This is a genomic window from Nostoc sp. DedVER02 (assembly GCF_034530675.2).
Lineage (GTDB): Bacteria > Cyanobacteriota > Cyanobacteriia > Cyanobacteriales > Nostocaceae > Nostoc.
Map to the genome: position 1 here is coordinate 64,803 of NZ_JAVRCP020000002.1, position 24,147 is coordinate 88,949.

Here is a 24,147-nt window from a genome sequence, read left to right on the forward strand (position 1 = left end):
TCCCTCTTTTCAGTTTCAATCCCTAATAGGGATTTAGATGAATTGCAATCACTATGTTTCAAAACTTTTTGAACTATCTTTGATGCAGTTTCAATCCCTAATAGGGATTTAGATGAATTGCAATTTCTAGTCGTTGCAACGCTCTCTAGCACTGCCTTGTTTCAATCCCTAATAGGGATTTAGATGAATTGCAATTCTTAAGGAATGTTGGGAGGAATGTATCACGCGTTTCAATCCCTAATAGGGATTTAGATGAATTGCAATTCTGGCAATGTAGATAATGTAGAGTATTTAAATGTTTCAATCCCTAATAGGGATTTAGATGAATTGCAATCCACTAGCACGTATTCCACCATTAGGATTGATTGGTTTCAATCCCTAATAGGGATTTAGATGAATTGCAATAATATCTAGCTTTAGCTACGCTTGAATTATATAGTTTCAATCCCTAATAGGGATTTAGATGAATTGCAATAAGAATTTGACTTGAGATTGGGTGACGGATGCGATGTTTCAATCCCTAATAGGGATTTAGATGAATTGCAATAAGGCGATGGACTCCATTGCTAGCGACTTGCAAAGTTTCAATCCCTAATAGGGATTTAGATGAATTGCAATCCAAGTACTGCTACTGCTGGGCCGATGTAAGGTGGTTTCAATCCCTAATAGGGATTTAGATGAATTGCAATGAAGCTCAATTACATAACCTTTGTAGTCAATTTCTTTCTCAGTTTCAATCCCTAATAGGGATTTAGATGAATTGCAATGGCAGTCTTCTGAAAGTATTGCCTTATTTGGTTTTCAAGGTTCGGTTGCGCGAATAGAGAAAGCATAACATGAGGAGTTGTAATTTGGCTAGGGGCAAATGGCTGAAAACTAATCCCCATAAGGTGCGCGGATGTTTTATAAATGCGATCGCTCTCAAGCTCTTGCATATACGACAATTCAGCCATTTTTCTAGTCCTCCCTTATCCAACACCTACCCATCCGCGCAATTAACGAAAAAACTAATCTGAATCGGAAAGGTGTTTACTTTATAAATATCCTACTCGATTCACTAACTTTAGGGCGATGCTTGGGTTGGGCTACGTCTACCCAATACCAGCACCTCATGACCAACTTTATTTGGAAACGTCTTCAAAGTCTGTTATTGCACAAGCAAATTCCCTAAAAGCTGTTTTAATCAAAACCTCTTTCGTTCCCCTTTCTAGGGAAGAATTGCGTATGAGGTCTGTTAATTCTATGAATAACAGAGAAAACATAAAACGATCTTGGCGGTCAACTTGCTTCAAGCAAGAGGATATAAACTGATAAAGCTCTGTTTTTCTAGGTTTGGTTTGTTCTTCCCATATTTGTAACCCAAGCCGGAAGGTTCTTAAGCGAATTTCGTTGCTATTGAAGGACGCATCTTTGTAGCGGACTGATACGCGCTGGGGTATATCCATGAGTTTTAGCTATACATATTCAGTGTAAAGTAATTATTCACTTATATTTTGCCTCAACCGGAAAAATCTGATATTTTGCACTATTTCCAACAATTACCGCAGGTTAGAAACGAATGACTGGCGTGGAAGATAGACAGAATAAGAGTATCTGATTTGGTATAGTTATCCAGAATTTTCCATCTATAACCTCTTTTAGATATTAGACCGAAAATACCCGTATAAATACCCAATTTTGGTTTTAAACAGCTGACTTTAAGTATATTCCTTGGTGATATTCAAGATTTTTACAGGTAATATCCGAATCAGGAGATTATACGTAAATTTTCTACATATTACTCTATGGAAAAATGTTCAAAAAAGCTACTAGAAAGGGTAAAGAATAAAATTCGGCTTCAGCATTCTTGTTACCAAACAGAAAAAAACTACATTGACCAAAAACGCATAGACGTTACATCTGTTTTCACAATCAGCCCTATCCCAAAGATATGGTCAGCGTGCAAATAAGAGCCTTCTTAAGACATTTAGTTGTAAAAAAAACGTCCCTGCATCAACTCAAATTCAAGTATTAAAGAGTCTGGCATTATTATGAGATACAAACTCCATCAACAAAAGTTGTTGAGATGGATTGCATTATTCCTAGTTGGAACATTTCTGCAATTGTTGTTTTACATCCCAACACCAGTCTTATCAGAAAATTCCAATAGCTGTAGCAATATCACAGTCCCTCTGACACCTGAAGAACAAACTTACGCCCGTGGTGCTTGGCAGTATTTTGTCAAAAACTATCAGCCCGCAACAGGATTTACTAATTCTAGTGGCGGTTATCCTTCTGGTACTCTCTGGGATATGGGTAATTACCTGATGGCGTTGAATGCTGCACGATGGTTAAATCTGACCGATCAAGCAGACTTTGATGCTCGTATCAACAAGTTTTTGACGACTCTCAGCAGCCTGAAGTTATTTGAAGATACTCTGCCCAATAAAGTCTATAATGCAGCCGATGCACAAATGGTTGATTATGGCAACAAACCCATTGAGCGGGGTATTGGCTGGTCTGCTTTGGATGTTGGACGAATCCTTGCGGCGTTTGATGTCATTCGCACGTGTCATCCGCAATATAATGATTGGCTCAAAGGAATTGTAGCAAAGTGGCAAGTGGCGCGATCGCTCAAAGATGGTCAACTTTACGGCGCTACTGTTCTCCCAGACGACAAAACCCTATTGGTGCAAGAAGGACGACTCGGCTATGAAGAATACGGCGCTAGAGGTTATGGACTTTGGGGTTTCGCTGCACCAAAAGCGATCGCTTTAGAACCATTTAAGTTGGTCGAAATTAATGGTGTGCAAATTCCCGTTGATACCCGTGACTTTCAAAGCACCAACGCCAATAATTACGTTGTTAGTGAGTCTTATATCCTGGATGGGATTGAATTTGGCTTCCAAGGTGAGTTGGCTGATTTTGCTGCCAGGGTTTTAGATGTCCAAAAACGGCGTTACGATACTACAGGACAGTTGACTGCTGTCACAGAAGATAATATCGATCAAGCGCCTTATTTTCTCTACAACACTGTCTACGCCAACGGTGCAAACTGGGCAACAATCACGGATGCCAATCAACCTTATCCCCAATTTCGCAGCATTAGCACCAAAGCGGCTTTTGGCTGGCGCTATCTTTTTCCAGAAAATGCTTATGCTCAAAAAGTTTTTGATGCAGTCAAGGATCTCCGCAGTCCTGATGATAGTGGTTACTATGCTGGTATTTACGAAGAATCCAAGCAACCCAATAAAGCTTTGACAGGTAATACTAATGGGCTGATTTTGGAGATTTTATATTACAAAGCTAAGGGAAATCACCCTTTAATTGGTTCTAGTTCTGCGAGTGTGTCCACTGGTAAGCCCAGTGAAAATGCTTCTTCTGCAACACCCTCAAATCAAACAAATTCTACTGTTACAACTTTACCTGCAACACCCTCGAATCAAACAAGTTCTACTGTTACGACTCCTACAGCAACCCCTGCGAATACTTCTAAACCTACAGAAGTGGCTGTTGCACCTATTCCACCGGTGGATAGTCCCCAGCCATCAAACCTCAAACTAAATAGACCACTGACGATGATTGAACGGCGTTATGCAGAGGCGGCTTGGCGATACTTTCAAGCGAATTATCACTCCAAAAATGGGCTAATTGACGATCGCAGTGATTTCAAAGGTGCAACCCTCTGGGGATTAGGAGATTATCTCGCAGCGCTCCATGCAGCGCGATCGCTCGATATAATTACCCCCAAGGAATTTGACCAACGCACCCGACATCTTTTAGGAGCATTGACAAAATTACCATTATTTGCAGGAGAATTGCCGAGTCGTGGTTATGATACGCGATCGCTGCAATCAATAGATTATGGGGGAAATCCAATTGCAGAAGGGAACGGCTGGTCAGCTTTAGATTTAGGTAGAATGCTGGCAGCGCTTTATAACTTAAAAACCTGTCATCCAGAGTACACGGCTGCTGTAGATAAAATTGTACTGGATTGGTCATACTTGCGTGTGGTGCGCGAGGGTATTCTCTCCAGTGCCACCGTTACCAAAGAGCAAGAAGGGCGATCGCTTACCCGCGTTAACCCTGCAACCCGCTTGGGATACGAAGAATATGCAGCTAGGGCTTTTCAGTTATGGGGATTTAATGTTAATGGTTCTGCTGTTGGCGGTGAATATGAAACTGCCTTAGTAGAGGGAGTGAAAGTGCCAATTCAACGCCGCCGCTCAGATACCAACTCAAAAAACCAATACACAGTTAGCAATCCTTTCTTACTCTACGCGCTGGAGTTTGGACTAGATCCACAAATGCGATCGCTTTTTGAGCCAATTTTCCAGGCGCAAGCTGAACGTTACCGTCGCACCGGCACTCTCACAGCCTCAGCTACCACCTTGATCGATCGTAAACCTTACACTGTCCACACCACAATTACTGGAAAAGGTGAGTCTTGGGTAGCTTTAGGAGATGACGGGCAACCTTTACCAAAGGGGCGATTAGTAAGTACAGCAGTTGCTTTTGCCTATCATGCCCTGCTTCCAGAAAATAAGTATAGTCAAGAGTTACTACAAGGAACGACTGACTTATATAACCCATTAGCCGGATTTTACGAGGGTTTTTATGAAACCACTGGGAAAACGGCAGTTGGTTTCACCAGCAGCACCAACAGTATGATTTTGCAATCCTTGCTGTACAAGGTGATAAATCAACAACCCCTAATTCGTCCCACCAACAATATGAAATCTCCTTGGTGGCAAGAAGTTACTAAGGGAAATTCTGGGCGAGGTTTACCCAACACTGCCAGACAACAAACCAAGTTAATTTCTGATAATTCTGGAAATTACTGGGTTTCAGGGAGTAACTGACACTGAATAAGCAAACGTAGGGATGAAATACTTCCCTGCGTCCTCTTTAACTACCTCTACCAATAAGTTGTTAGTAATGAATTCAACTAGGGAATACTTATGCTGAGGGAATGCAGATGATGTGAACTGCCTCAACTTATAGATGGGGCTTCTCAATTCATCAGGAATAGCCTTCAGAACTCCGTAGTTCTATTGGTCTAATATTCTCTCCAACGGCAGGAGTTTTGGTTCATAAGACCAAAATCATTATCTTCAACAATACCTATCAGCTTGGTTTTTGCTTATGGCATTGATAGTTACTGAGCATAATCGAATTCAAAATCCAAAATCTAAAATCTAACATACTACTAAGATGAGTTCAGTTTCTATTAGCGATCATTCCTCAAACTTCTCTGGTAACAGTCGCTCATCACTCAAAAAAAGGACGCTGTTATTTCGTTACTTAGCAGAAATAAATTTAATTTTTGGAATTTGGTATTTGCAATGGCGCATCACCCATTCCATAAATTTTGATGCGCTGTGGATCTCTATTCCTTTGCTGATAGCAGAAATTTATAGTTATTTCGGCGGCGTGATGTTTGTGATTGGGTTATGGCGACCTTTAGTGCGACAGGTTAAGTCTCTCGACCAGATGATCCCACCTCTACCCAGATCCGACTGGCCAACAGTGGATGTCTTTGTGACTTGTTACAACGAACCACCCGAAATTGTAGAAGAAACTGCCAAAGCTGCTCTGGCAATGGATTATCCGCCAACAAAGTTACGTGTTTTTATCTTAGATGACGGTAATTCGGCTGATATGCGATCTATGACAGAAAGATTGTGTATTGAGGATTTGCAGTCACCACAACTACAACAAGAAGCAGGTCGGATTGATGCAGAACACTCTTATTTGTTGCAGCGCTTAAAGGAACTGGAAAATTTCACACCTAATACTCAAGCCGCAGAAAAATGGCTGCAAGCATCATCAGAACCAGTGGTTAACCAGTTTGCTAGCGAATTTGTGCAAAGTCTGCGACAGTTTATTCTTTGGCTACCTCCGGCTCATCAAAGTATTAGCGATCGCCTCACCACCGAACGAAAAGCCTTAGAAGAAAGTATTCGTAAGAAAGAACTAGAACTATTGGAACTCTCCCGATTTCGCTACATTGCGCGTCCCAAGACTCCTGGTGTAGCGCATCATGCGAAAGCTGGTAATATTAATTACGCAATTTTTTCTGGAGAAACGGCAGGAAACTTTATTGTGACTCTAGATGCCGATCACATTCCCAAGCCAATTTTTCTCAAGCGAGTTCTGCCTTATTTCTACGCCTATAATCTTTCAACCGGAAAATACGACCAGAATCAAATTGCTTTTGTCCAGACTCGTCAGGATTTTTACAATATTCCTCCAGGCGATCCTTTTGGACATCGCGCAAATTTATTTTATGGGCCACTTCAACAAGGTAAAGATGGCATGAATGCTGCGTTCTATACAGGCACAAATGCGATATTGAGGCGTGAGGCATTAGTTAGTGTAGGACTGCAAAATTTTGCTGATGAATTTGCCAAAGATGAAAAACGTTTAGATGAATTTGATTTAGTTGGTGGCGTATCGAGTAATAGCATTACAGAAGATATGAATACAGCCATGCGTCTGCATAGTGCTGGCTGGAAATCAATTTATCATAATGAACTTTTGGCAGAAGGTTTAGCGCCAGATGACCTAAGTTCCACTCTTAAGCAGCGACTACGCTGGGCCCAAGGAACTATCCAGGTACTAGTTCGGGAAAATCCACTAACCAAACCAGGGCTAACATTTTGGCAAAGGTTGCAATATTTTAAGACGATGTATAGTTATTTCTCTGGTTTTGCAACTGTGGTGTTTATTTCTTGTCCAATTATCTATTTTTTCACAGATATTGTTCCAGTTAAAACCTACGGTTCTGACTTTGCCATCCACTTTTTCCCAGCTTTCATTATCAACCGTCTCACATTCTTAGCAGCTACCTGGGGTATTCCAGCTTCCGAAGTTTGGCGTTCTGAACAATATGCGATCGCTTTATTTCCCTTGCTCATCCAAGCCGTATGGAGTGTGTTTACAGGACAAAAACTCAATTTTCAAGTCACACCTAAGCAGAGGCAATCCGGTATTTATCTCCGACTAGTTTGGCCACAGTTACTTGTTTTTATTCTCACCATTTTGGGGATATTATGGAGCCTTTATCACTTTGCAATTGGCGATTTAAAGAATCCTTGGGTTCACCTACTCAATGGTGCGTGGGCTATCTATAACTTATTACTTTTGTCGGCCATTATCCGCGCATCTGTTTGGCAGCCTCCAAAAGAAGTATAAGAGGATTTTTTATACGTATTTGGTTGGCTGTTATTTTAGGCGCTGATTGATTCCCTCTCTTAAAAAAGCAGGGTTAGGGGAAATCAAAGTCCCTCTTTTTAATGAGGATGTATGAGTAGCTAGAAGTATTTGATACATAACTAGCAACTTGTAAAACATTCTTAAACAGGGACACGGGGGAAAAAGAACAACTTTTAACTTCCTTATATAGCAACAGCCTTGGTGGTTAGGACATCAACAGATGATGAAACTTAGACACAAAAAGACTTTTCACCCAGTCCCCAGTCCCTTGCTATAAATCCAATCTCAAAAGAAAACAGCAATGAATACTGATTCAAATTCAAAAAACTTTGCAGGGCGAACTGTCTTAACGATTTATGCTCACGCTGATGATGAAGTTCTACCTGCTGCCGGCACTCTCAGTCTGATGTCCAAGGCAGGATGGAATATTCGTTGCTTAATTTTGACTGATGGTAGCCTTTCCAGTTCATCTATGAAAGGTACACGTCATCAAGAAGCAGATGCAGCAGGTAAAATCATTGGTGCAACTTACGAATTTTATGCACTTGAAGAATATAATTTTTCAACCCAAGCAGTAATTAAAGTTACTGAAGAAGCTATTAGGCGTTGGCAACCGGATCTAATTATTACTCATGCACCACAACCTGAGAAATATGGACATCGAGATCATGAAGTGTGTGCGATCGCAGTTTCTAATGTTGCTACACGCAAAAACATAACTTTGTGGTATTCAGCCCCACCTGTTTTTTTGCGTGGTTTTGAGCCAAATTTTTTTGTAGATATTACTTCTGTAATTGAGGAAAAAGTTGCAGCTATCGGTTGTTATGAATCGGAAATGAATAAAGCATTTATGCAACTCGATGCCATACTAGTTTTATCTCGTTTCTGGGCACGAGAATTAGGTCAAAAGGATGGCTATTTTGAAGCTTTTGAGATTTCACGCCAATGTGTAGATGCTAGCTTTTTTACTGCAATAGCTAATAATCACCAAGCAGTCAAACACGGCTAAGTACATAACGATCGCAACAATATTGGTATCTGTCTTGCAGTTTACCTGATGTCAGTGCCAAAATATAAATACATGTTTTTCAAGCAAAAAATAGGACAAAACAATGAGTTTAAACGTGAAAATACTAGAATTATCTGGAATTTTAGATGGTATCAGAGGTAATGAACTGCGTCGTGAAGTAAGCGACGCTATCGCAAATGGAACGGAGATTTTATTGATTGATATGAAAGGAGTAAACTTTATCGATAGCTCTGGTTTAGGTGCTTTAGTATCAGCAATGCAAATGACGCGAAATGCTAATGCTAAACTTTTTGTTTGTTCTATCAGCGCTCAAGTCAGGATGTTATTTGAACTGACTAAAATGGATAGAATTTTTCAAACCTTTGCTGACCAAGAGGAATTCAATAGCCAAATCTTGGCAGCGCAATAAGCTATTGATGATAAAAAAATTAAATGTGTATATTGGGCTATACTAACCAAACTTAACTTTTACCAAAGAGAAGTCATCATCAAGATTGCTTTGAGCATTTAAGGTGAAAATATTAGCTAATACTTGATTTAAATTACAGGTATCTTCCCAGCTATATTTAGTTAGCAAGTCAATGAAAGCATCAATACCCCAAATTTCCCCATTTGACTGATTAATTTCATAAACACCATCACTAAAAATGTATAAAGTGGTGTTCTCTTCGATCTCCAAAATAGCATCCTCAAATTGAACATCGGGTAAAAAGCCAATTGGTAAATCTAAAGAACTTAGCTGTTTAACTTGGATGTCTGTTTTAGAGGTCTTAGATAAGAGTAAAGCTGGTGGATGTCCAGCATTGGCATAAATAAGTTGACGTTTAGGGCGGTGATAAACTCCATACCAGATCGTGAAGTATTTATCACCGTGCTTCGTCATTTGGAAGACGTGATTAAGTGCTTTTAGGACTTCACTGGGTTGACAAAAGTTAGTGTTCGGGAGAGATTGCGATCGCAAAACATTCAACACGGATACAGATAAGAGGGCTGAACCCACCCCATGACCTGATACATCTAACAAATAAATTGCTAAATGATCTTCGTCGATCCAATGATGGTCGAAGCAATCACCACCTAGCTGTGCCGAGGGAATAAACAAATTTTCTGTAGTTACTGCTCCTACAAGCGGCGAAGGTAGAAGCGATCGCACGTAATCAGCAGCCTCAGCTAATTCTGCTTCCAAAATTTGCTTTTGGGTTTGTAAATCTTGATTTAGGGTCTGCAAAACTTCTTTTTGACTTTGTAAATCCTGATTTAGCTGGTGTAACCTGAGTCCTGCTCTTACCCGTGCTTTCAATTCATTCATCTCTATTGGTTTAGAGATAAACTCGTCGGCTCCAGCATCGAGTCCCCTAACTCGATCTTCTTCCTCTCCTTTAGCTGCTCCCCTAGCCGTCAATAGAATAAAAAAAGTAGTTGCCAACTCTGGATTTGTTCTAATTCGACGACAAACTTCTAGCCCATCTACCTGAGACATCATCCAGTCACAGATAATCAGAGCAGGACGTAGTAATTGTGCTTGTGCAATTCCTTCCTCTCCATTTTTGGCAATACTGGTATCATAACCCTGATTTTGGAGGGTTCTTTTCAGTACTGTTCGCACTATAGGGTCATCATCAATAACCAAAATTTTAAACATCAATTAAATACTAAGTAAAATCAAAAGGAAGTAATAGCTCTAATTCAACTTATATGCAATTTAGTTTGAAATGTATAGTGAAAATACTCAAATTAAATAAATTACTTACCGAATATGATCGTTTTAAAATATTTTCTTCGTTAACAAGTGAAAAATAAAATTTATCTAAAAGTAAACACAGACCTTACAGCGTCGCCTCAAGTGTTATCTTGGTTCGAGCAGATGAATCAACCACCTATTGCCGATCAACAAATTTGGTGGCAATGTCAAACTCTGATGATAGAAGGCTTTACTAACATTGTTGAACACGCACACAAAAATTTACCTATTGAAACTCCTATTGAGATAGAAGCTGTGCGATTAAATGAATATATAGAAATTCGCATTTGGTCTAAAGGTGAACCCTTTGACTTGGAGCAGCAATTACGGCAAATATCTGAATTTGAGGATAATGAGCAAGAGCGTGGGCGGGGTTTAAAAATTATGTCTGCTATTGCTGATAAATTGAGTTATGAGCCGACAGTAGATAATCGTTGGTGTTTATTTATTAGTAAATCTTACTAAAGTTAGGGCAGTAGTTAGGAGTAATTCAATTTTAGATTTCAGATTTAGCAGAGTTAAGAGTTATGATTAAAAATTCTTGGATGCGTTTAACAAAATCTTCTAACTCTGAAATTAAATTACTAGTACCTCGACGCTCTTGATTGTAAGCTAGTTGCTCTAACTTTTCCCCCGCCAGATGCATTGTTATAGCTCCAATATTGGCACTAGTACCTTTAATTTGATGGGCTTGTTGCCCTATTTGCCCAAAATCATGAGTTGCGATCGCTATTTTAATTACTTCTAAACGAGATTGAATATCTTCAACAAATATTTGCAATAGTTCTAATTCAAATTCTGGGTTGTTTTCCGAAAGTTGATGCAAGCGTTCCCAATCAATTGGGAGGTCAATAGAATCTCCATCTGTTGTAGAAACTGTCTCCTCTTTATCATCTATTTCTTCTACTGTGAATATCACACTTGCCCAATGCTGTAGCGCCGCAGCCAATTTTTCTTTCATTACTGGCTTGCTTAAATAATCGTCCATTCCTGCATCAAGACACATTTGTTTATCTTCTTTCATCGCATTAGCTGTCATCGCAATTATTACAGGACGACGACCACTAAGAAACCTACTTTCTTGCCAACGATGAATTTCTTTTGTGGTTTCTAAACCATCAAGGATTGGCATTTGGTAATCCATTAGAATTAAATCGTAGGGAGTTTTTTCTAGTAGTTGTAAAGCTTCTTGGCCATTATTAGCAACATCAGCGCTATAACCCAGGCTTTTGAGTTGCTTCAAGGCTATTATTTGATTCACTTGATTATCTTCAGTTAACAGAATTCTTAATTTAGGTAAATCAGAAACACGATAATCACAGTTATTTTCAGAACTTTTTACTTGTAACTCTTGAATGGGTGCAAAGACTTGCGCCTCTGTTGACTCCTGTGGAATAATAGGAGCGGCAATCGTAAAGTAAAATGTACTACCTACACTGAGTTCACTTTCAACCCAAATTCTACCACCCATTAACTCGCAAAGTTGCTTGCAAATGGCAAGACCTAAGCCAGTACCGCCATATTGTCGAGTAGTGGAGGAGTTGACTTGACTGAAGGCTTTAAATAAACGTTCAACGCGATCGCGGGGAATCCCGATACCAGTATCTTTAATACTAAACTGAATCTCATCAGTATTGACAGCAGAAGAATGATTAATATCCCTATTCTTGTGGATTATAACTGAAACTTCTATCTTTCCAGTTTCGGTAAATTTAATCGAATTACTGAGTAAATTAATTAAAATTTGGCGCAGTCGGGTAATATCTCCCACAATCGTAGTCGGAAGTTTAAGAGTATCTAAAAATGTAAGTTTTAAACCTTTTTCTCTAGCTTGAGGCGCAAGTAAATAAAAAGCCTCATCAATGCAAGTTTGCAAAATAAAAGGTTCCTCTTCTAGTTCCAAGTTACCCGATTGTATTTTAGAGAAGTCAAGAAAATCGTTAGTTATTTTAAGTAAGGAATCTCCACTGGTGTAAATGATTTCAACAAAGTTTTGCTGTTCAACAGTCAATCCACAATCTAGTAACAAACTGGCCATACCAATTACTGATGCGATCGGAGTTCGCACCTCATGGCTAATCATTGCTAAGAATTCCTGTTTAGCAAGTTCAGCTTGTTTCCGTTCAGTCATGTCTCGCAAAATGTAGACATAACCTTGGAAATGCTCAATTTCTGTCTTAACAATTGAGTATGAAAAAGCTACAGGAATTTTTTTACTACTTTTGGTATAACAAACAGTTTCTATCTCTTGGACTAAAGGATTTATATCTTGAATTTGGAAAATATTAACATTTTCAGTATTTCCTATTTCTAATTTATAGTTATTGACTTCTCTAAGAATTTTGGCAATAGGTTGACCGATGAGTTCTGTTTCCTCATATTCTAACAATACTTGTGCGGCTGGATTTAGTTTTTTTATCTTTCCTGACAGTGTTGTTACTAACAATGCATCTGGCATTGATGTCACAATTTGGTCAATATATTGTTTAGAAGCTTTTAGGTTGCGTAACAAAAGATTGGCTTCATTTGCACCTTGAAACAAAGATTGCTCAAGAACCATCCTTTCTGTTGAATCTTCTACAAGAATGATGAATGGATAGCTAGAAGAATTTTCTTGTATATTCTTAGTAATCCGAATATCAATATATAAAGGAGAAACCGGATCTAGGGAGCGCATAATTCCCTTTAATTCAAAGCAATCTTCTTCCCCTTGTCTAATTGCATCAAAAATATCTTCAAGCCCTTCTAATTCTGGAAAGGCAATCCGAACATCCTCACCTTGCTTAACTTTATCAGGAATGTTGGCAAAATGATTTAGTCCCAGAGATATCTCTACAACCTTCAAGTTTTCGTCAATTATCAAATATTCAATCCTACATATAGCTAATATCTTTGTCAACAATGAGTTCATTTTACTAAATTAAATGAGTCGCTAAAGTTTGAAATATCTCATCAACATTATTGCCAGTTTTAGCTGAGGTTATATATGTGCTTAATATATTAGTTAAATCGTTAAATTGATACATTTGGCGGATTTTTTCTAAATATTCGGCTGCAATCATATCTGATTTGTTCAGTGCGACAACAATATAGCTTTTAGGATTAACAGCTAAAAAAGTTTGAATATGCTCCCGGATATGATTGAGCGTTTCTGGTTGTGTCACATCACCAACTATCACAGCACCTTTTGAACCTTGAAAATAGTTTTGAGCAACTACCTTAAATTTATTGCTACCTTCAATATCCCAAATTAATAACTGTAAGTTTTGCCCATTATCCAGGTCTTTAGAAAAAAGATTTACTGATTTACGAGAAATTTTTACTCCGACAGTTGAAAGATATTCATCACTAAATTGGCATTCTACAAATTGGCGAATTAGACTTGTTTTGCCAACACCAAAATCACCAAATAAGCAGATTTTTTTAGATATTGTAGACATAATTTAGGAAAGATAGGTAGTTTTGTATATATAAATAAGAAACATTTTAAACTTAAAGTTGCTTGTTATATCGCTTCTATAACTACACAACGGCTTAACCATAAGGGGTGACTTGCATCAATTCCTGGTGGTAAACTTGTCTTAGCAATTACTTGTAGACGAGATGGCTCGATACCTAACTTAATAAGTGCCTGTTGTACAACTTTTGCTCGCGTCAGTGCCAATTTTTTAGATGTGTTTGTACCAGTACGGTTATAACTATAACCAATAATTTTTAAATGTTGATTTGGGTGCTGATTGAGGAAAAGTTTGACCTGTTGAACCTTGGATACTAAATTCGCTTTGATTAAATTCGCTGAGTCGGGTTGAAAGTAAAATCGAACTTCAATTTGCAGAGGTTGCACTTGTACCGCGCTAGATACAAATTTTACACCTGGAATTTGCTCAAATGCATGAGTAATAATCTGAGCATCTACAATCCGCTTTACACTCCCTTGAACAACTACTTTACCAGCAGTGTATTGAGCGGAAATAGCTGTACCATCCGTCTGATTTAAAACTGCTGTGACTCGTTTGACTTCAGCAGCAGCTAATACAGGATCTGCTGGTAGTTCTACTAATAAAATTTGATTGTCAATCAACCAATTAGGGGAGGTTATTTTAACAATTTGCTCGGCTTTCTGACGAAGGAGTTGATTAGGTAATAGTCCTGTTAGTTTTAATTTATTGTGTTCTACCTGCACGTTGAGCCGATATACGGCTAGTTCTGGAACAGAAGTTAGAGCCAATGAAGTTTTATTTTCAATAGAACGGATCGCTTCACTATGCTGTTGCCAAATACTCCAAGGAATGAAAATTGTGCTAATAACAGTTAAGCCTAATATCAGTAACGGCGATAATTGATTTTTTTTCTCGTTCTGCTGAATATCTGCACCTTTAAGTTCTTCTAAAGCTGTATGGATTTCAGCCGGAATTGTATCTGGATCTCCATCAAATTTCTCAATTAAATCACCATAATTCTTCACAATTTTTCTAAAGGTTTGCCGCATTTGCAAAATAAATTTTTTGGTCGTTTCTCCTTGCAGAACAATTGCTAAATAACAGTATCCTGCAACTTCTAAAATTATTTTTGATGTACCGTATTGAATTGTATCTAATTCTGTCACGTTTCCAGCTTGATTGATGCAATCATTGGCAAAGCTGCGAATTGCCGTCAGCATTCCTGCTACCATGTCAGCTTCTAGCTGTTGTGCATCAGAGCGTTGAATGTCTGAGATAACTAAACCAGATGTTTTATGAATCAAGAAAATGGCTTTAATTGTAAATGGTAGAGCTTCTTTAAGAATTAATTCTGCTTCGGAAACTCCCTGTAATTTGGCACGAATTTTACGTTTTATCCCTTCAACGCTAAGGGTTTCTTCAACTTGTTGGTTAATGGCACGGATTGTCTCTGCCATATATTTGGCTATGGTACTACCAATAATTGGGTAGAGTGCATCCACAACGATATTCTGTTCAATTTCAATTTGCTTTTTTATGGCTCGTCCCATAGCAGGAGCGATCGCATCTGAAACTTCCTCTGGAGCAACAATAATCTGCTGAGTAATCGCTAGGGGAATTGTCGGTGCGATCGCTTCACTGATGCTAATTTTATCTTGTTCAGCGCGACTGCGGATAGCAGAATCAATAACAGGGGCAATTATTTGTACAAATTCTTCTCTAGACTCTATAATTTTCAGTCTTAAAAGCTCAGAAATACACGGTAGTAGTAGATTTATTAGCTCTTTAGGGTCATAAATTTGATGCTCTACTTGTATTAAATTTTGTTCGAGTTTATTTACAAGATTATTTATTTGTGATATGTCATATCCAATTAATATATCTTTTAATTTTTGGAATGCATCTTCTGAATTGTCTATTTTTTCCTCAAAATTTGCAAACATTTCAATGTTATTTTCTAATTCTTTTTCGATAAAATTCGCTGAATTAGCTGCATTTTGACGAAAATTAAAAGCCGACTCTAAATAAGCTTCACATATTTCTATTGTCACTGGAGTAAGTTGCAATGTCTCAATATCTGTTGTAATATAATCGTTGCCAGGAGCGGTTTCGGATGGAAATGAGGAAGCAGATTGCTCAGGTGGTTCGATAATGTTGAGTTCGACGAGTAGATTCACTAAATTGTCAAGCTGTATAGCTTCTTCTGGCTTGAACTCAACAGATTGAGAAATAGAATTTTTCACCTGAGTCATATCAGTAATTCTTGTCTTTAAAAGTGCTGAATTAGGAGATGCGATGAATCTAGGAGACGCGATGAATCGCGTCTGTACAAGGGAGGGGAGATGAATCGCGTCTGTCTCTCTTTGCCTCTTGATTTGATTAGGAATGTAATTCTGCGGTACTATTAGAGTGAGTTAACACTTTTGACAACTTTGTAGTTTCTAGAAGCGGTACAGCACTATAGTTGTCGTTGTGTTCATCGGCGGCTTCTCGTAATTTAGGAATAAATTCAGTTTCTTTTAGGCGCATTCCCAAGGCAAATAAAGTTTCAGCCATATCGTCTTTAGAAACTTTGGTGTCTGTCAACTGCGAGAAACGTCGATCTATTTCTTCTAAAATCAGATCGCGTAACGCTGTAACATCATCTTGTAAATGGACTTTAGTTTGAAATATTTCATCTCGAATCGAGCTAGTTTGGTTATCTAATGTTTCATCAAGAGACTGAACACTGCTAGAGAACTTTTTATTAAGTCTATCAACCTGTTGCCGTAAGTCAAGAGTTTCTTCTTGAGTTGTCAGGTTGAGTGACTTCAGCTTTTTATCCAACGTCTCAAATCCTGATTTTAGTTCAGCCGAAAAGTTGGACTTGAGTTGTTCGATATGCGATCGCATTTGTTGTTGCAACAGAGATATGTCTGACTCCAGCTTGTTAAATCGATTTTCGTACTCTCTTAGCTGTGTTCCCAAAATAATATCGCGGATCTGATCGATATTACCAAGACGTTCTCGTACATCATCTTTACTCATCTGACTCATCAGAAAAACCTCACTTTTCGGGAATTGATTGGGATAGGAAGTATGGATTTAACTGGCATTTAGGCTAAATATTCTCAGCATCAGATGCAGCTAACTCACAGAACCTACTTTTAGTACATCAAAGTTATTATTCCCAATTATTCAGAATTTCTATCTTAAAAAGAGTAAATGGTAATGCAATACTGCTCGGGTAAAGCATTTTTAACTCGGAATTGGATTTGGGTAAAGGTGTAAGAATTCAGCACCCAGGAGTCAGAAGTCAGAGTTTATAATAATTCTGGTATCAAGTAAGATACTTATATGTCAAATCTCCACCTGATTCTTAAACTATTCTGACTCCTGAATTCTGACTCCTGAATTCTTACGAAAAGGTTAAAGGTTTTTTCTTCCCCTTTTCCCCTTAACCCGACAAGTATTGAATGGTAATGATAAATATAGAATAAGTATTTTTCATGCTTAGTCTTAAAAAGTTATCATTTGTGATTTATTAATAAATATTATTGATTTTTCAAATTTTGGCATTATTATCTTTACGTTCCAAAAATTCTTGGATACGTTTCACAAACTCTTCTAATTCTAAGATTAAGTTACCAGTACCTCGACGTTCTTGGTTATATGCTAGTTGTTCTAGTTTTTCTGCTGCCAGATGCATGACTGTAGCTCCAATATTGGCACTAGCACCTTTAATTTGATGGGCTTCTTGACTTATTTTACCAAAATCATGAGTTGCGATCGCTATTTTAATTACCTCTAAACGAGGTTGCATATCTTCAACAAATATTTGCAGTAATTCCAATTCAAATTCTAGGTTATTTTCTGAGAGTCGATGCAAGCGCTCCCAATCAATTGGTAGGTCAATCGAATCTCCATCTGTTGTAGAAACAGTCTGCTCCAAGATATCTGCTTCTTTTACCATAAATATCATACTTCCCCAACGCTCTAGTACCGCAGCTAATTTTTCTTTGATTACTGGCTTGCTCAGATAGTCGTCCATTCCTGCATCTAAACACATTTGTTGGTCTTCTTTCATTGCATTAGCTGTCATCGCAATTACTACAGGACGATGACCAGTGACAAAGTTGCTTTCTTGCCAACGATGAATTTCTTTTGTAGTTTCTAAACCGTCAAGAACTGGCATTTGGCAATCCATCAGAATTAAATCGTAGGGAATTTTTTCTAATAACAGCAAAACTTCTTTCCCATTACCAGCTACATCAGCGCTATAACCCAGACTTTGTAGTTGCTTCAAAGCAACTTTCTGATTCACCAGATTATCTTCAGCTAAGAGAATTCTTAATTTATGGGATTCATCAACCGAGAGATGGGAGTCAGGAAAATTATATTTGCTGTTTTCATTATTTTTCAGTTTTAAATCCAGACTCCTGTTAGCAAAGTGGGGCGTAGCCCATTCTGAATTCTGAATGGCTCCTGTTTCCTCTTGTATCTGCGCCCCTAAAATAGTCATGATGGTATCGAGGAGTCTGGATGGCTTAACAGGTTTGACCAAATAAGCCACAAATCCTATTTTTAGCGCTTGTTGGATTTCATCGCGTTGATTAGTAGAGGTAAGCATAATTAAAGGTAGACTAGTGATCGCTGAATTTGCTTTAATTTGTTCTCCCAAAGTCAGTCCATCTATTTCCGGCATCTGCATATCAATCACAGCAACATCATAGAGATTTTTTTGCTTGGCAGCCTCCTGAATAGCTTGGAGGGCAGTCGCAGCCGAAGCAGCCTGATCTACTAGCATTCCCCAACGAGTAGCTTGATGATGGATGATTTTACGATTAGTGGTATTATCATCCACTACTAACAAGCGGCGATTAGTCAAAAGTTCGTGATCGCTCTTGGCGTTGGGTGTCGCAGACAAGCGATCGTCTTCTGAAGAAATCGGGTGAAGTTGCTGGGTAAAAGTTACTTCAAACCAAAATTTAGATCCTTTCCCCAACTGACTTTCTACGCCAATTTCTCCTCCCATCAAACTGATGAGTTGCTTGCAAATGGCTAATCCTAAACCTGTACCGCCATACTTACGGGTAATGGAAGCATCTACTTGGGTAAATGGAGTAAAGAGTTTGGATTGGTCTTCAGGGGTAATGCCAAGACCGGTATCTGTGATGGAAAAATAAATGGTGGCTGTAGTAGAGGAAAGCGAACGCAATTCTGCTCGTAATATTACCTCTCCATTGCTGGTGAACTTGATTGCATTGCTGATCAGGTTCATCAAAATTTGCCGGAGGCGGCCAGCATCGCCTTGGAGTTGGGTGGGAACGTTGGGATAGATTAACGCGGCAATTTCTAATCCCTTATTATGGGCTGGGGGAGCCAATAATTCCAATACCTCTTCTACACAGGTAGATAAGTCAAAATCTAGACTTTCTAGTGCCATTTCCCCAGCTTCAAGTTTAGAAAGATCCAAAATTTCGTTGATGAGGCTTAAAAGAGCATCTCCACTAACGCGAATGGTTTCCATAAAATCCCGTTGCTCGAAGTTTAGCGGAGTTTCTAACATTAAGCCTGTCATGCCCAACACAGCATTCATCGGAGTCCGAATTTCATGACTCATATTTGCTAAAAAGGCACTTTTGGTTTTAGAAGCTAATTCAGCTTGATGACGAGCAGTTTCCAGTTCTCTTCGCTGTTGAGTTTCTGCGTATAACATTTGGGCTTGGGCTAAGGCAATCCCTACTTGATCGGCTATTTGCCGTAAAAGATGAGTTTCAAAGCTAGACCATTGGCGGGAACTGCCACACTGATGGACAATCAGCAAACCGCAGAGTTCTTCTTTAACAAGAATGGGTATGACCAAATTGGATTTGACCCCAAATTGTTCTAGTAACTCTATATGTCTTTTTTGGATTTCCACTATATCTAAGTCAGGAAGCTCTAGATTCCGTTTTTGACGATATTGCTGTAAATAATATTGTTGTGCATATTCTGCTTGAAAGTAAGCATCGGTGAGCTTTTTCTCTTTAATTGCTAGCCAGTCAGAAATTACTGCCTCAACCACAGTGCTTTCACCATCTGTCAAGGGTTGATAAATCAAAACTCGATCGCTATGGAGAATTTTTTGGACTTCCGTAACGCTGATTTGGAGAATTTCTTTGATTTGCAAAGACTGACGAATCTTGAGGGTGATTTCAGTAAATAGTTGCGATCGCAAATTTTGGCGTTGGAGTTCTTCTTCTGCCTGCTTGCGCTCAATAAACTGCCCTACTTGCTCACCAATAGAATTCATAACTTCTGCTAAATCTGGGTCAGGTTGCTGGATTTCATGGCTAAAGCAAGTAATGACACCAAGAATATTTTTACCACTATGGATCGGAAAACCAAAAGCTCCGTGCAATTCTGCTTGAGCAGCCATTTCAGACCGAATGAAATCGTTATCTTTAACTACATCAACGATCCAAACAGGTTCAGCATTAGCCCAAACACGACCAGGTAAGCCAATTCCTCGTTCAAAGGTGGTTTGCTGACTGAGGATTTCAAACTCTTGCATTTTAAAAGATATTTTATACCAACATTTAAATAAATACAGTATATTTACTCGTTTGTCTACCATCCAAATTTCACTTAAATCCCATCCCAAACTCTCGCAGATTCCTTGCAAGATTTGGGGCATGGCTTCGCTGATTGTAGTGGACTCTGCTAAGACGCGGGTTGTAGAATACTGAGCTTTGAGATGCTGTTCTGCTCGTTTGCGTAAACGAAGCTCGTCGGAGACATCGCTAATATCAATACCAGTACCAACAATATATTCAATGCTACCCTCATCGTCTCGCAAAATAGTGTTAGCCCATGAAATCAGCCGCCTACTGCCATCCTTTGCTACCCAATAATTTTCATATTCTTTGGGCGCTTTACCTGTCTGCAACTGCTTAAAAACTGCTTTAACCGGTTCTACCTCTTCAGGAATTAGAAACAAGTTCCAGAAATGTCTTCCTCTGACTTCATCAAAAGAGTAACCAGTTATTTGTTCACAAGCTTGATTGAAGCGAACAATTTGCCCTTGTGTGTCCAGAACTATTACCAAAGCGCTAGCTGTCTCAAGGACTGCTGAGATAAAGTTACGTTCTGTGTTTAGTGTTTCCTCTGTTAGTTTACGCTCTCTTACCTCACGATAAATGAAGTAGTAGACTATAGCTAGAATGACAAAACTTAGACAAATAGCGAAGGCAAGTGTCAAAACCGTGTTTTTAGCACTGGCTTTTGCAGCTTGCGACTGCTGTTTAAGCAACCTTTTATCCTGATTCTCTATCTCATAAACGATCTTGCGGATCTCATCCATAAGATGTTTTCCCTGATTTGTTTGGATTACCTGCAACGCCGCCTCAAATCCCTGATTTTGACGCAGATATATAGTCTGTTTGAGTATGGCAAGTTTTGCAGTTATTAAAGATTCAAGGGTTGCAAAGTGCTTTTGTTGGCTAGGTTGATCTGTAGTTAAATCCTTCAGTCCCGCAATTTTTGGCTTGATGTTTGCAAGTACTGCTTGATAAGGTTCTAGATAACTTTCTTGTCCAGTAAGGATATAACCCCGTTGTCCAGTCTCAGCATCCTTCATCTCGGACAGTAGTTCTTCTAGTCTATTGATTTTCTCTTGAGTTTTTTGTACCTGATTACTAGCATTAATCAATACACGTGTGTTTTGATAAGAAATCATGCCAATCAAAATTAAAATTGCCGATGCTACCCCAAACCCTCCGGCTATTCTTTTAAAAAATTGTTTGCGTCCCTTCTGTGCCAGTTTGCGTGTATCACTCGCCAATACTAAACTTGCTAAAGTGCGCCGCATCTCTAGTTGCTTGATTACCTGGCGACCTAGAATTCGTAATGCTTCAACTTGTTCTGGAGACAGGTTTCTTGGTACACGGTCAATTACACAAAGGGTTCCGATTGCATATCCTTCGGGGTTAGTTAGCGGTACACCAGCATAAAACTGAACATTCGGGTCAGAGGTGACTAGCGGGTTTGTCGCAAACCTTTCATCAAGTGTTGCATCCGGCACGACAAAAACTTCTGGTTGCAGAATCGCATGGGCGCAGAATGCCAAATCTCGCGGTGTTTCTAAGGCATCTATACCAACTTTTGACTTGAACCACTGGCGATCGCTATCAACTAAACTAATTAAGGCAATAGGAGTTCCACAAATATATGAGGCTAGATGGGTGAGATCGTCAAAGGCAGCTTCCGAAGGAGTATCAAGAACCTTATACTCCAAAAGAGATTCGATTCGCTGTCTTTCATTATCAGGTAATGGTGCTTTCATTCTTAAGCCTTATCCCATTTTGGATTTTAGATTTTAGATTTTGGATTTTAGATTATTTATAGGGTTTACTCTCCTGCCCCCTGCCCCCTAAAATTTCACCCGCAACTGTCCTGCCAAAGAATTACCACCGTAGGTACTTCCCCCAGTTTCTTGATTGCGGACATTACTAAAGCTATAGCCAATATCTGCCTCTACATCAGGTGAAAACTTTACCGTACAGCGCGTTTGATAGGTATTGGCATTGTCAAATTCTCCGTTAAGTCGCTGCTGTCCTAAGTTGGCAGCAAAGCGACAGCGTAAAAAATTAGCAATATCTCCTTCCCAACCCACCTCAGCGTTGTAAACTAGAAAATCTGATGGGGAAAAATAGCCACTTGTGCGTTCTAAATTGCGATCGAAACTCCAAGTGAATAAGTTAGCTGCCAGAGAAAACTGTCCAAACTTGCGCTCTAGCCTACTAAATGATTGCACCTCGAAATTACCATCGTTGTAACTACCCAAACGCAATGATGAAAACAAGCTGGTTTTACGATCAATCTGCCAGTATAAATCAGGCCCAAATCGCCAAGCAGTAATTTGATTTTCTAAAGTTCGAGCATTAGATTTATAAGGCCCTTGTTCTAAATTACCTGATAGTACTACTGCCGATAGCAATTGACCTGATGACGAAACTCGCGGCGGCGCAATGGGAACCTCCACCTTAGCATTGAGATTAATAGCTGTAGGTAAACGATTGAAGATATCGACTCCGGCTGCTGTTTGCAGAGTTGCTTTCCCAACTTTTCCTTGCCATCCAACTTGCAAGGGAAAATTCGTAATTGATTCAACACCACGTTGCTCAAAGAAGTTAAAACCTGTCTTGAAAAATATTTTATTGCCATTCCTCAATCGAAACTGAGCCGTTGGTTCAAAAAAGAAATTGGTTTGGCCAAAGTTATCTGTGTCATAGCGATAGTCTGTATCAATGCTTTCCAAAACTGCATCTGGCGTTTTGGGTTCGGTAGAAGTTGTTGGTGGACTAGAATTCTGCGGTGGTTTGGGTATGACTTGTGGTTTAGGTATGACTGGCGGTACTTGCAAATCAGGATTGAAGTTTTCGGGTGCTGCCATCAAAATAGGTGTTGGCGCGGGATTTATTTTGATGGCTCCCTCGGTGAATCCTGAAGGTGATTTCCAAGTCTGATATGCTTGGGCAGCTTGTAACTTAGCTTCTGAGAATGTCCAAATACCGATGCTACAGATTACTCCTAATTGAATCTGTAGGCATCCCCAAATTAACCTAGTGTACGAACTGTGTCGAGAAGAAATAAAGAGATATGGTATAAAACTATTTACCATCGGTCACTACTATAGTTATAAATAAAAACTCGCTACCAAAAAGTTTCTGGCAGCTAGCTGATGTATTCGGCTTGGGATTATGATGCCCAAAATATATGCTTGTTAAGACATAGCAAAGGAAAAAGGCTTACTTTTATAGGTATAGGGCTGTCCCCTGAATGCGTAATTAGTATTGTTTGCGAGTAAGGAAGTCGGCACAAAAAATTTAATGTATAGGATTACTATTTGATTTTTGAACGAAATTAGATATTGTAGAGTGTGTGAGAACGGAGTTCGTAACGCACTATTATCAAGGGTTTAATGCCGTACTCTTTGCGCTCACATCCTACGTATATTTTCAGAAATCAAGCCGGATTTTTATAAGAAGAATTCAGAACTCAGGAGCGGAGCCGGAGACGCTCCGCCTCCGGTCAGAAAACAGGTATGAATTCTGTACAAGTGGGTGACGAATATTGGTTTTAACCTGGCAACTCTACAAGACGCTACCGCGAACGCCCCACTACACGCTTTCGCCCAAAATCAAGCGAAAAAAATTAAAATATTCTCGCCTTAAAACTCTATCCCTTTATGGGTAGAGTATTCACCAATTCTGTATTCTGTATTCTGACTCCTAATTTTATATATAAATAAATATAAATTTGAAGTCGAAGTAGGGCGTATTTTGTTGTATGATAACGCACCTTGAATTAAAAATCGAGGTTTTTTGCCCGCGCTAGCTCAAGAGAGCGATTTCGGAAAAGTAAAAGGGAAAAGTGTAGGGGTTTAAATTCATCCCTTACTCTTTTCCCTTTAAGCGAGAAGTATTGCTTTTAGTCTTATCGGTAAGTCAAGATAGCAGATTTATGAGATTTAGTAGTATATTCTGGTGAATAGTTACTGTGATTGTGACGAACTGCCAACTGTTATTCTTGGGTCTGCTGTTCCCTTGTCAGAGTTTTCAGAATTGTCAACCTCAAGAGTTCGGAGCAATTCTCGAATTACATCTGTTGCTGGTCTTCCTGTCAAAGCACAGTACTGTTCAAGTTTTTTCATTTCCTCGGTTGTGAGATTTACTGTTAGTCGTTTAACAGCCCATTTTTTATTCATAATCGTCTTT

General features: G+C 39.0%; 13 protein-coding genes, 2 pseudogenes and 1 CRISPR repeat array (1 of these 16 cut by a window edge). Of the genes and pseudogenes, 5 read left to right on the forward strand and 10 right to left on the reverse strand.

Going from position 1 to position 24,147, the window contains the following annotated elements; all coding sequences use genetic code 11:
• Positions 1-767: a CRISPR direct-repeat array (repeat unit 37 nt; unit sequence GTTTCAATCCCTAATAGGGATTTAGATGAATTGCAAT); it begins 3,246 nt to the left of the window's first position.
• A gap of 354 nt (positions 768-1,121) precedes the next feature.
• A complete protein-coding gene (locus RMZ41_RS04300; RefSeq protein ID WP_322640764.1) occupies positions 1,122-1,445 on the reverse strand; it encodes a hypothetical protein in 324 nt (107 codons plus the stop codon).
• 585 nt (positions 1,446-2,030) lie between these two features.
• Between RMZ41_RS04300 and RMZ41_RS04305 the strand changes: the two genes are divergently transcribed.
• From RMZ41_RS04305 to RMZ41_RS04320, 4 genes are all read left to right on the forward strand, one after another.
• Complete coding sequence (locus RMZ41_RS04305) at positions 2,031-4,841, forward strand: DUF3131 domain-containing protein (RefSeq protein ID WP_322640763.1); 2,811 nt, start codon at positions 2,031-2,033, stop codon at positions 4,839-4,841.
• 352 nt (positions 4,842-5,193) lie between these two features.
• Positions 5,194-7,176, forward strand: a complete 1,983-nt coding sequence (locus RMZ41_RS04310; RefSeq protein ID WP_322640762.1) for a glycosyltransferase — start codon at positions 5,194-5,196, stop codon at positions 7,174-7,176.
• 322 nt (positions 7,177-7,498) lie between these two features.
• On the forward strand, positions 7,499-8,206 hold the full coding sequence (locus tag RMZ41_RS04315) for a PIG-L deacetylase family protein (RefSeq protein WP_322640761.1): 708 nt from the start codon (positions 7,499-7,501) through the stop codon (positions 8,204-8,206).
• A gap of 103 nt (positions 8,207-8,309) precedes the next feature.
• Complete coding sequence (locus RMZ41_RS04320) at positions 8,310-8,636, forward strand: STAS domain-containing protein (protein WP_322640760.1); 327 nt, start codon at positions 8,310-8,312, stop codon at positions 8,634-8,636.
• Between the two features lie 42 nt (positions 8,637-8,678).
• Here the strand turns inward: RMZ41_RS04320 and RMZ41_RS04325 are convergent, their stop codons facing one another.
• Positions 8,679-9,869 (reverse strand): SpoIIE family protein phosphatase, encoded by a 1,191-nt coding sequence (locus RMZ41_RS04325; protein WP_322640759.1) that lies wholly within the window; start codon positions 9,867-9,869, stop codon positions 8,679-8,681.
• A gap of 147 nt (positions 9,870-10,016) precedes the next feature.
• Between RMZ41_RS04325 and RMZ41_RS04330 the strand changes: the two genes are divergently transcribed.
• Positions 10,017-10,433: an anti-sigma regulatory factor gene (locus tag RMZ41_RS04330; RefSeq protein ID WP_322640758.1), complete on the forward strand. Its 417-nt coding sequence runs from the start codon at positions 10,017-10,019 to the stop codon at positions 10,431-10,433.
• Between the two features lie 31 nt (positions 10,434-10,464).
• Here RMZ41_RS04330 and RMZ41_RS04335 read toward each other — a convergent pair.
• The 8 genes and pseudogenes from RMZ41_RS04335 to RMZ41_RS04370 form a co-directional block, all read right to left on the reverse strand.
• Positions 10,465-11,754: pseudogene (locus RMZ41_RS04335) on the reverse strand (ATP-binding protein); the annotation flags it as partial.
• Positions 11,755-11,886: 132 nt separating this feature from the next.
• A pseudogene (locus RMZ41_RS04340) lies at positions 11,887-12,879 on the reverse strand (histidine kinase dimerization/phospho-acceptor domain-containing protein); the annotation flags it as partial.
• A 4-nt stretch (positions 12,880-12,883) separates the two neighbouring features.
• On the reverse strand, positions 12,884-13,408 hold the full coding sequence (locus RMZ41_RS04345; RefSeq protein ID WP_322640756.1) for a Rab family GTPase: 525 nt from the start codon (positions 13,406-13,408) through the stop codon (positions 12,884-12,886).
• A 65-nt stretch (positions 13,409-13,473) separates the two neighbouring features.
• Positions 13,474-15,660 (reverse strand): OmpA family protein, encoded by a 2,187-nt coding sequence (locus RMZ41_RS04350; RefSeq protein WP_322640755.1) that lies wholly within the window; start codon positions 15,658-15,660, stop codon positions 13,474-13,476.
• 127 nt (positions 15,661-15,787) lie between these two features.
• Positions 15,788-16,444: a hypothetical protein gene (locus tag RMZ41_RS04355; protein WP_322640754.1), complete on the reverse strand. Its 657-nt coding sequence runs from the start codon at positions 16,442-16,444 to the stop codon at positions 15,788-15,790.
• 508 nt (positions 16,445-16,952) lie between these two features.
• Positions 16,953-21,713 carry a response regulator gene (locus RMZ41_RS04360; RefSeq protein WP_322640753.1) on the reverse strand — a complete coding sequence of 1,587 codons (4,761 nt, stop codon included), beginning with the start codon at positions 21,711-21,713 and terminating at the stop codon, positions 16,953-16,955.
• 87 nt (positions 21,714-21,800) lie between these two features.
• Positions 21,801-23,051: a hypothetical protein gene (locus RMZ41_RS04365; protein WP_322640752.1), complete on the reverse strand. Its 1,251-nt coding sequence runs from the start codon at positions 23,049-23,051 to the stop codon at positions 21,801-21,803.
• Between the two features lie 873 nt (positions 23,052-23,924).
• Positions 23,925-24,137, reverse strand: a complete 213-nt coding sequence (locus RMZ41_RS04370; protein ID WP_322640751.1) for a CopG family transcriptional regulator — start codon at positions 24,135-24,137, stop codon at positions 23,925-23,927.
• Between the last annotated feature and the right edge of the window lie 10 nt (positions 24,138-24,147).